The sequence below is a fragment of the Pseudomonas sp. 2VD genome (assembly GCF_005503585.1).
Taxonomy (GTDB): Bacteria; Pseudomonadota; Gammaproteobacteria; order Pseudomonadales; family Pseudomonadaceae; genus Pseudomonas; species Pseudomonas aeruginosa.
In genome coordinates this window covers 23722-32902 of the sequence record NZ_SCND01000024.1, presented here as the reverse complement: position 1 = coordinate 32902, position 9181 = coordinate 23722, and the positions used below count along the sequence as shown (strand labels likewise).

Below are 9181 nucleotides of genomic sequence, written 5' to 3'. Positions count from 1 at the left end.
GCCGGTGGCAGCGGCGAGGTGCCGCTGCAGGTCTTCGACTGGCCGCTGCCACCGGCCGAACTGGCCCTGGCCTGCGAACGCCTGGAAGCTCGCGGCGTGTTGCTGTACGCCAGTCATCGCCTCAATCCGGAGCACCTGCCGCGCCTGCTGGCAGGGGTGAGCTGCCCGGTGGTGCTGGTCGGACCGGCCGTGGAGATCCAGCGCGAAGCCTTCGAAACCCTGGCGCTAGCCGGCCTGCTGCTGGCGAGCACGCCCCTGGAAGCCCGCCGCCTGCTCGGCGAACGAGGCCTGTTGAACCCATGAACGGACTTCCGATGAACCTGATCTGGTTTCGCTGCGACCTGCGAACCACCGATAACAGCGCGCTCCTCGCCGCCGCCGATGGGCGCCCTTGCGTGGCCCTCTACCTGCTCAGCCCGGCGCAGTGGCGGGAACACGACGATGCGCCCTGCAAGGTCGACTTCTGGCTGCGCAACCTGGGCGAGCTGCAACGCCAGCTCGCCGCGCTGAACATCCCGCTGCTGGTGCGCGACTGCGGCCACTGGCGGCAAGCCCCGGAAGTCATCGGCCGGCTCTGCCGGGAGCTGGGAATCGGCGCGGTACACGTCAACCAGGAATACGGGGTGAACGAGGAACGCCGCGACCAGGCCGTCGCCCAACGCCTGCGCGAACAGGGCGTAGCCTTCCACAGCCACCTCGACCAGCTGTTCTTCGCCCCCGGCTCGGTGCTGACCCGAACTGGCGGCTATTTCCAGGTGTTCAGCCAGTTCCGCAAGGTCTGCCACGAACGGCTGTACCAGGCCCTGCCGGGTGTCCGCCCGCGTCCGCAGCCCCAGCCACCGCACGCGCTGGCCAGCGACCCGCTGCCGGATGCCGTGCCCGCCTTCCCGCGGCCGGCCGATAGCTTGCGCCGCCTCTGGCCGGCAGGCGAAGAGGTAGCGCAGGAACGCCTGCGCGACTTCGCCGACCAGCACCTGGCCGACTACCATGAACGGCGCGACTTCCCGGCGCTTCCCGGCACCAGCCAACTGTCGCCCTACCTGGCCGCCGGCGTACTCTCGCCCAGGCAATGCCTGGACGCCGCGCTGGTTGCCAACCGCGGCGAGTTCAGCGGCGGCCAGCAAGGCGCCGCGACCTGGATCAACGAGCTGCTCTGGCGCGAGTTCTACAAGCACATCCTGGTCGGCTACCCACGGGTCTCCCGGCACCGCCCCTTCCGCGAGGAGACCGAAGCCCTGCGCTGGCGCCAGGCCCCGGCGGAACTCGAAGCCTGGCAACAGGGGCGCACCGGCATACCGATCATCGATGCAGCAATGCGCCAGTTGCTCGCCACCGGCTGGATGCACAATCGCCTGCGGATGGTGGTAGCGATGTTCCTCAGCAAGAACCTGCTGATCGACTGGCGCGAAGGCGAACGCTGGTTCATGCGCCACCTCATCGACGGCGACCTGGCGGCGAACAACGGTGGCTGGCAGTGGAGCGCATCCACCGGCACCGACGCCGTCCCCTACTTCCGCCTGTTCAATCCGCTCTCACAGTCCGAACGCTTCGATCCACGCGGCGAGTTCATCCGCCACTGGCTGCCGGAACTGGCCGGCCTGGAGCGCAAGGCGATCCACGATCCGTCCAGCCTGGGGCTGTTCGCCGGGGTCGACTATCCACGGCCGATGGTCGACCTGAAGGCCAGCCGCGAACGGGCGCTGGCGGCTTTCCGCAACCTGCCGCCGCGCGATGGTCGCGCGTAGGGCGCGTCAGCGAGCTATCGCCTCCCGCCAAATGGCTCGCTCTTTCCATAGGGCGGTGCGGCGTGGTGGAAGAATCGCAGGCATGAAAAAGCCGGGATGAACCCGGCTTTTTTCTACCGTGCCGACTAGATCGGGATCTTGTAGAACAGGCTGTAGGACTCAATACCGTCGTTCGGCTGTTTCAGGCCGGCGTTGGAATAGTGGATCGCCCGAACGCCGACCGACTGGCCGTTGGCGAACTTCAGGCCGGCGCCGATGCGGTCTTCGAAGTTCAGGGAGGAACCCAGGTTCTGGTCGCCGACACGGGTGCCGGAGAACGCCGCCACGCCGATACCGGCCTCGATGAATGGCTTGATCGAGTCGCCGGCGAACTCGTAGACGAATACCGGAGCGAACGACAGCGAATGCTTGCCGGCGCCTTCATCGCCACCTTCCCAATAGGTGTAGCCCGCATCCCAGTAGCCGGTCAGGCGCCCGGTGGAGGTCTGCCACCAGCTCTTGTCCCAATCCCAGCTCAGGCCCAGGCGATAGGTCATGCCCGACTGGCCGGTCGCACCGACGGCGGCCGAGACGTCCGCCGCCTGGGCGGAGGCCACGTGGACGGAGGAAAGTGCGGCCAGAACGGCCAGCGGAAGTAGTTTCTTCATTGAAACGTCCTTTTCGAAAGTTGCATGAAAGCCCCCGCATTCAAGCTGCGCATTATAAGAGCGCACTTACTAAAGCAGATACTAGACCAAACGCTTTAGTTCAAAAAATCGCTGTCACGTCTGCCAGGAACGACTAAACGACTAATTTTCCTACGCTTTCCGGGCTTCCCCAGAGGATCGGCAGGATCCTTTCCATCTCCTCCGGCAGCGCGCTGGTCCAGAAACGCGGCGTCGCGGCCTGGCCAGAGGCCAGTAGCGCCCGCGCCGACAATACGCGCTCCAGCTGCCGGGCGACAGCCGCTCCCGTATCGATCACCGCCATCTCCGCCGGGATCAGCTCGGCCAGCAGGGGTTTGACGAAGGGATAATGAGTACAGCCGAGGATCAGCGTATCGCAGCCCTGTTCGAGGATGGGCGCCAGCAGGCGTTCCAGCAGTGCCCGGGTTTGCGGCCCGTAGAGATCGCCGGCTTCGATGCGCTCGACCAGCCCCGGACAGGGCTGGGTGAAGACCTGTACGTCGCTGGCGAAGCGGTCGAGCAAGGCGGCGAAACGCGCGCTCTTCAGAGTTCCGGTGGTGGCCAGGACGCCGACCCGACCGTTGCGGGTGGCCGCCGCGGCCGGCTTCACCGCCGGCTCCATGGCCACCAGCGGCACCTGCGGATAACGTTCGCGCAATTCCGCCGCAGCCGCTGCCGTCGCGGTATTGCAGGCCAGTACCAGAGCCTTGGCGCCCTGCTCCAGAAGGAAATCACCGATCCGCTCGCAGCGTTCGCGGATGTACTCCGCGCTCTTCTCGCCGTAGGGCACATGGGCGTTGTCGGCGACGTAGAGCAACGATTCGGATGGCAGGCGCGCGCGAATCTCACGCAATACGCTGAGCCCGCCGACCCCGGAATCGAAAACGCCGACCGCGGCCGACTCAACCGCCATGGCGTTGCCCGCAGACGGCACAGGAAGGATCGCGACGCACCCGCAATTCGCGGAAGCGCGTGCCGAGGGCGTCCACCAGCAGCAGGCGGCCCACCAGCGGTTCGCCGAAACCGGCCAGCAGCTTGAGCGCCTCCAGCGCCTGCAGGCTACCGACCAGCCCCACCAGCGGACCGATCACGCCGGCCTCGCTGCAGGTCAGCTCGGCCTCGCTGCCGTGCCCGTAGAGGCAGTGGTAGCAGGGGCTTGCGTCGCGGCGGGTATCGAATACCGAAAGCTGGCCCTCGAGACGGATCGCCGCGCCGCTGACCAGCGGCTTGCCGGCGCGCACGCAGGCGACGTTGACCGCCTCGCGGGTGGCGAAGTTGTCGGTGCAGTCGAGCACCAGGTCGACCGCCGCCACGGCGGCATCGAGGGAGTCCTTGTCCAGCGCGGCGCTATGGCTGACCAGGCGGATCTGCGGATTCAGCGCGCCCAGCCGGCGCATCGCCGACTCCACCTTGCCGACACCGACGCTGGTGCCATCGTGGATGACCTGCCGTTGCAGGTTGGTCAGGTCGACCGTATCGAAATCCGCCAGGTGCAGCTCGCCGACCCCGGCCGCGGCCAGGTACAGCGCCACCGGCGAACCCAGGCCGCCAAGACCGACGATCAGTGCGCGGCTGCGCTTCAGGCGCAGCTGGCCCTCGACGTCGACCTGCGCCAGCAGGATCTGGCGACTGTAGCGCAGCAGTTCCTCGTCGCTCAGCATGCCCATTGTCCGAGAGTGATCCGCTCGTTGCCGCCGAGGTCGCGCAACGTATGTACCCCGGCGAAGCCGCGGGCGCCGAGCAGTTCGCGCACCGCCGCCCCTTGATCATAGCCGTGCTCGAGCAGCAACCAGCCTTCGTCCAGCAAATGCCGCGGCGCCTGGGCGACGATCTGGCGGATATCGTCGAGGCCATCGCTACCCGCGACCAGCGCGCTCTTCGGCTCGAAACGCACGTCGCCCTCGCTCAGGTGCGGATCGCTGGCAGGGATATACGGCGGATTGCCGACGATCATCCGGAAGCGCCGGCCATCGAGGGCGGAGAACCAGTGGCTGCGGCGCACCTCGACGTTCTCCAGGAGCAACCGCTGGCGATTGCGCTCGGCCAGCGCCACGGCCTCTTCCACACGGTCCACCGCAGTCACTGTCCATAGCGGCCGCTCGCTGGCCAGGGCCAGGGCGATGGCGCCGGTGCCGGTGCCCAGGTCGAGCACCGTAGCGGTGTCCGCCGCGAGGGTCGCCAGCGCGGTTTCCACCAGCAGTTCGGTGTCAGGGCGCGGGATCAGTGTGTGTGGCGCGACCTCCAGGTCCAGGCTCCAGAAGCCCTGGTGGCCAAGGATGTAGGCCACCGGTTCGCCGTTGCGCCGACGGGCGATCCAGTCGTCGAACCGCTCGTTGGCCTCGCGCGGCACGATGCGCTCCGGCCAGGTACGCAGGAAGCTGCGCGGCTTGCCCATCGCCGCCGCCAGCAGCAACTCGGTGTCGAGCCGGGCGCTGGGCGAATCGGGCAGTTGGGAATCCTTGAGAAGGGTACAGATAGTGGTCATGTTAGTCGCCCAGGGCCGCCAGTTGATCGGCCTGGTATTCCTGCAGCAACGGCTCGATCACCTGTTCCACCGCGCCCTCCATCACCTCGCCCAGGGAGTACAGGGTAAGGTTGATGCGATGGTCGGTGACCCGCCCTTGCGGGAAGTTGTAGGTACGGATGCGCTCCGAGCGGTCGCCCGAGCCCACCAGCAGCTTGCGCGTGCTGGCGATCGCCTGCTGCGCCGCGGCCTGCTGCTGGTCGTTGAGCTTGGCCGCCAGCCAGGCCATGGCCTTGGCGCGGTTCTTGTGCTGCGAGCGCTCTTCCTGGCACTCGACCACGATGCCGCTGGGAATGTGGGTGATGCGCACCGCCGAGTCGGTCTTGTTGACGTGCTGGCCGCCGGCGCCGGAGGAACGGTAGGTGTCCACCCGCAGGTCGGCCGGGTTGATCTCGATCGTTGCCTGTTCGTCCGGCTCCGGCAGCACCGCGACAGTGCAGGCGGAAGTGTGGATCCGGCCCTGGGATTCGGTTTCCGGCACCCGCTGCACGCGGTGCGCGCCGGACTCGAACTTGAGCTTGGCGTAGACGTTGTCGCCCTCGACCCGGGCAATCACTTCCTTGTAGCCACCGTGCTCGCCCTCGTTCTCCGACAGCGTCTCGACCCGCCAGCCCTGGCGCTCGGCGTAGCGCGAATACATGCGGAACAGGTCGCCGGAGAAGATCGCCGCCTCGTCGCCACCGGTGCCGGCACGGATCTCCAGGAACACGTTGCGGCTGTCGTTGGGATCCTTCGGCAGCAGCATGCGCTGCAGGCTGTCGCCGAGGGCGGCGAGGCGGCCGCGCGCTTCGGCGACCTCCTCCTCGGCAAGGTCGCGCAACTCCGGGTCGCTGTCCTTGAGCAACGCCTGGGCGCCCTCGAGATCGGCCTGCACCTTGCGGTAGTCGCGGAACGCCAGGATCACCGGTTCGACCTCGGCGTACTCGCGGGAATAGGCGCGGAAGCGGGTCTGGTCACTGATCACCTCGGCGTCGCCGAGCAGCGCCGTCAGTTCTTCGTAGCGATCGCTGAGGACATCCAGCTTTTTCAGCAGAGAAGCTTTCATGCAGGCATAGGTACCGGTCAGTGGCGCGGCGCGCCCTCGTCGAGGGCGAACAGCTCCTGGGCCAGGGCCAGCGCGTCGATGCGGCCCTCGGCGGACATTTTCTTCATCTGCACGCTGGGCGCGTGCAGCAGTTTGTTGGTCAGGCCGCGGGCCAACTGGGCCATCACCTCGGTCGGGTCGGCACCGTTGGCCAGTTGCCGCTGGGCCTTGCCCAGTTCTTCATCGCGCAGGCGCTCGGCCTGCTGCCGATAGGCGCGCAGCACGTCCACCGCAGCCAGTTCGCGCAGGCGCTGCATGAACTCGGCGACGCCGCTGCCGACCAGTTCCTCGGCGGCCTGGGCAGCGCCCTGGCGGCTCTTGAGATTCTCCGCCACTACTTCGTGGAGGTCGTCGACGCTATAGAGGTAGACGTCGTCCAGTTCGCCGACTTCCGGCTCGATGTCGCGCGGCACGGCGATGTCGACCATGAACATCGGCTTGTGCTTGCGCTGCTTCAGCGCGCGCTCCACGGCGCCCTTGCCGAGGATCGGCAACTGGCTAGCAGTGGAGCTGATGACGATATCGCTGTTGGCCAACTCCTCGGGTATCTCCGAAAGCAGCACCGCATGGGCGCCGAACTGCTCGGCGAGCAGGCTGGCGCGCTCCAGGGTGCGGTTGGCCACCACGATGCGCTTCACGCCTTGCTCGAACAGGTGGCGCGCGACCAGGGTGATGGTCTCGCCGGCGCCGATCAGCAGCGCCTGGCTGCGGTGCAGGTCGCTGAAGATCTGCTTGGCCAGGCTCACCGCGGCGAACGCCACGGACACCGGGTTCTCGCCGATGGCGGTATCGGTGCGGACGGTCTTCGCCGTACTGAAGGTGGCCTGGAACAGGCGGCCTAGCAGCGGACCGACGGTGCCGGCCTCGCGCGCGACGGCGTAGGCCGACTTCATCTGGCCGAGGATCTGCGGCTCGCCGAGGACCATCGAGTCGAGGCCGGAGGCCACTCGCATCATGTGGCGCACCGCGTCTTCGTCCTGGTGCACATAGGCGCAGGCGCGCAACTCGTCGAGGGTCAGGCGATGGTAGTCCGCCAGCCAGGCGAGCACGTCGTCCGCGGTCGGATGGTCGATCTCCAGGTAGAGTTCGCTCCGGTTGCAGGTCGACAGGATGGCCGCCTCGCGGCTGGTGGTCAGGCGGCAGAGCTGCTGCAGCGCCTCGACCATCTGTTCCGGAGTGAAAGCCACGCGCTCGCGGACAGCCACCGAGGCGGTCTTGTGATTGATGCCGAGGGCAATGAAGGCCATGCAGGATCGCTGAGCTAATCGGGGAAACGCGCAATTCTCCTACTTCGCCAAGGGCAGGACAACCATTGCCGATGTATTGACCCCATAGACAGCTTCGTCGACGCCCGTCCCGGCCCCCTTGGGCTTGCCGGACGGCTTATGTCATGATGGCGCCACCCTCGCAGGTTCAAGGCCGGCTTTCTTCCTCTATGAACAAATCCCTTGCGCTGCTGACCGTCACGCTGCTGCTCGGCGGCTGCCAGTCACTTATCCACAAGACTCCCGATGGCACCCCGCCGGTGGAAGACACCGCGGTCGAGACCAAGGCCAAGCCGGAAAAGTACGGCTCCTTCAGCGAGGACAGCCTGTATTCGCTGCTGGTGGCCGAACTGGCCGGGCAGCGCAACCGCTTCGACATCGCCCTGAGCAACTATGTGGTGCAGGCGCAGAAAACCCGCGACCCCGGGGTTTCCGAGCGCGCCTTCCGCATCGCCGAATACCTCGGCGCCGACCAGGAAGCCCTCGACACCTCCCTGCTCTGGGCGCGCAGCGCGCCGGACAACCTCGATGCCCAACGCGCCGCCGCGATCCAGTTGGCCCGCGCCGGGCGCTACGAGGAGTCCATGGTGTACATGGAGAAGGTCCTCAACGGCCAGGGCGACACGCACTTCGACTTCCTCGCCCTGTCTGCCGCGGAGACCGACCCGGATACCCGCACCGGCCTGCTGCAGAGCTTCGACCACCTGTTGAAGAAATACCCGAACAACGGCCAGTTGCTGTTCGGCAAGGCCCTGCTGCTGCAACAGGACGGCCGCCCGGACGAAGCCCTGACCCTGCTCGAGGACAACTCCGCAAGCCGCCACGAAGTCGCCCCGCTGCTGCTCCGCTCGCGCCTGTTGCAGAGCATGAAGCGCAGCGACGAGGCCCTGCCGCTGCTCAAGGCCGGGATCAAGGAACACCCGGACGACAAGCGCGTGCGCCTCGCCTACGCGCGCCTGCTGGTGGAGCAGAACCGCCTGGACGACGCCAAGGCCGAGTTCGCCGGACTGGTCCAGCAATTCCCCGACGACGACGACCTGCGTTTCTCCCTGGCGCTGGTCTGCCTGGAAGCCCAGGCCTGGGACGAAGCCAGGATCTACCTGGAAGAACTGGTCGAGCGCGACAGCCACGTCGACGCCGCCCACTTCAACCTCGGCCGCCTCGCCGAGGAACAGAAGGACACCGCGCGCGCCCTCGACGAGTACGCCCAGGTCGGCCCGGGCAATGACTTCCTCCCGGCGCAACTGCGCCAGACCGACGTCCTGCTCAAGGCCGGTCGCGTCGACGAAGCCGCCCAGCGCCTGGACAAGGCGCGCAGCGAGCAACCCGACTACGCCATCCAGCTGTACCTGATCGAAGCCGAGGCGCTGTCCAACAACGACCAGCAGGAAAAGGCCTGGCAGGCCATCCAGGAGGGTCTGAAGCAGTACCCGGAGGACCTCAACCTGCTCTACACCCGCTCGATGCTGGCGGAGAAGCGTAACGACCTGGCGCAGATGGAAAAGGACCTGCGCTTCGTCATCGCCCGCGAGCCGGACAACGCCATGGCCCTCAACGCCCTCGGCTACACCCTGGCCGACCGCACTACCCGCTACACCGAGGCGCGCGAGCTGATCCTCAAGGCGCACAAGCTGAACCCGGACGACCCGGCGATCCTCGACAGCATGGGCTGGATCAACTATCGCCAGGGCAAGCTGGCGGACGCCGAGCGCTACCTGCGCCAGGCGCTGCAGCGCTACCCCGACCACGAGGTCGCCGCGCACCTGGGCGAAGTCCTCTGGGCCCAGGGGCGCCAGGACGACGCCCGAGCCATCTGGCGCGAATACCTCGACAAGCAGCCCGACAGCGACGTGCTGCGCCGCACCATCAAGCGCCTGACCGGCGCCGAGACTCCTTGA

8 protein-coding genes and 1 pseudogene are annotated in these 9181 nt (G+C 67.2%); 3 read left to right on the top strand and 6 right to left on the bottom strand.

The annotated features are described in order from the left end of the window. Together FFS27_RS04815 and phrB are read left to right on the top strand one after the other, a co-directional pair. Positions 1-303: pseudogene (locus tag FFS27_RS04815) on the top strand (MerR family transcriptional regulator); the annotation flags it as partial. Beyond that, on the top strand, positions 300-1745 hold the full coding sequence (phrB, locus tag FFS27_RS04810) for a deoxyribodipyrimidine photo-lyase (RefSeq protein ID WP_021264087.1): 1446 nt from the start codon (positions 300-302) through the stop codon (positions 1743-1745). The pseudogene FFS27_RS04815 and the gene phrB, both read left to right, overlap by 4 nt. A 125-nt stretch (positions 1746-1870) precedes the next feature. On the opposite strand, the gene pagL is transcribed toward phrB, so the two are convergent. From pagL to hemA, 6 genes are all read right to left on the bottom strand, one after another. Then, complete coding sequence (pagL, locus tag FFS27_RS04805) at positions 1871-2392, bottom strand: lipid A 3-O-deacylase (protein WP_003099307.1); 522 nt, start codon at positions 2390-2392, stop codon at positions 1871-1873. A gap of 133 nt (positions 2393-2525) precedes the next feature. Continuing rightward, positions 2526-3323, bottom strand: coding sequence for a glutamate racemase (gene murI / locus FFS27_RS04800; protein WP_003099300.1), 798 nt, complete (start codon positions 3321-3323; stop codon positions 2526-2528). Continuing rightward, the gene (locus FFS27_RS04795) at positions 3313-4071 is read right to left on the bottom strand and encodes a molybdopterin-synthase adenylyltransferase MoeB (protein ID WP_003135128.1); all 759 of its coding nucleotides are present in this window, start codon (positions 4069-4071) and stop codon (positions 3313-3315) included. The genes murI and FFS27_RS04795 overlap by 11 nt, the downstream gene beginning before the upstream one ends. Further along, positions 4065-4895: a peptide chain release factor N(5)-glutamine methyltransferase gene (gene prmC / locus FFS27_RS04790; protein WP_003114694.1), complete on the bottom strand. Its 831-nt coding sequence runs from the start codon at positions 4893-4895 to the stop codon at positions 4065-4067. Before prmC ends, FFS27_RS04795 begins: the two co-directional genes overlap by 7 nt. A 1-nt stretch (position 4896) precedes the next feature. Next, the gene (prfA, locus tag FFS27_RS04785) at positions 4897-5979 is read right to left on the bottom strand and encodes a peptide chain release factor 1 (protein WP_003094997.1); all 1083 of its coding nucleotides are present in this window, start codon (positions 5977-5979) and stop codon (positions 4897-4899) included. A gap of 17 nt (positions 5980-5996) precedes the next feature. Then, the gene (gene hemA / locus FFS27_RS04780) at positions 5997-7265 is read right to left on the bottom strand and encodes a glutamyl-tRNA reductase (RefSeq protein ID WP_023101596.1); all 1269 of its coding nucleotides are present in this window, start codon (positions 7263-7265) and stop codon (positions 5997-5999) included. Positions 7266-7408: 143 nt separating this feature from the next. On the opposite strand from hemA, the gene lbcA reads away from it, so the two are divergent. After that, on the top strand, positions 7409-9181 hold the full coding sequence (lbcA, locus tag FFS27_RS04775) for a proteolytic complex protein LbcA (protein ID WP_003135130.1): 1773 nt from the start codon (positions 7409-7411) through the stop codon (positions 9179-9181).

What these genes read in the sequence shown, in the direction of transcription:
- hemA (WP_023101596.1), bottom strand. Translation starts at nt 7,265, where the DNA reads ATGGCCTTCATTGCCCTCGGCATCAATCACAAGACCGCCTCGGTGGCT.
- FFS27_RS04795 (WP_003135128.1), bottom strand. Translation starts at nt 4,071, where the DNA reads ATGCTGAGCGACGAGGAACTGCTGCGCTACAGTCGCCAGATCCTGCTG.
- murI (WP_003099300.1), bottom strand. Translation starts at nt 3,323, where the DNA reads ATGGCGGTTGAGTCGGCCGCGGTCGGCGTTTTCGATTCCGGGGTCGGC.
- pagL (WP_003099307.1), bottom strand. Translation starts at nt 2,392, where the DNA reads ATGAAGAAACTACTTCCGCTGGCCGTTCTGGCCGCACTTTCCTCCGTC.
- prfA (WP_003094997.1), bottom strand. Translation starts at nt 5,979, where the DNA reads ATGAAAGCTTCTCTGCTGAAAAAGCTGGATGTCCTCAGCGATCGCTAC.
- prmC (WP_003114694.1), bottom strand. Translation starts at nt 4,895, where the DNA reads ATGACCACTATCTGTACCCTTCTCAAGGATTCCCAACTGCCCGATTCG.
- phrB (WP_021264087.1), top strand. Translation starts at nt 300, where the DNA reads ATGAACGGACTTCCGATGAACCTGATCTGGTTTCGCTGCGACCTGCGA.
- lbcA (WP_003135130.1), top strand. Translation starts at nt 7,409, where the DNA reads ATGATGGCGCCACCCTCGCAGGTTCAAGGCCGGCTTTCTTCCTCTATG.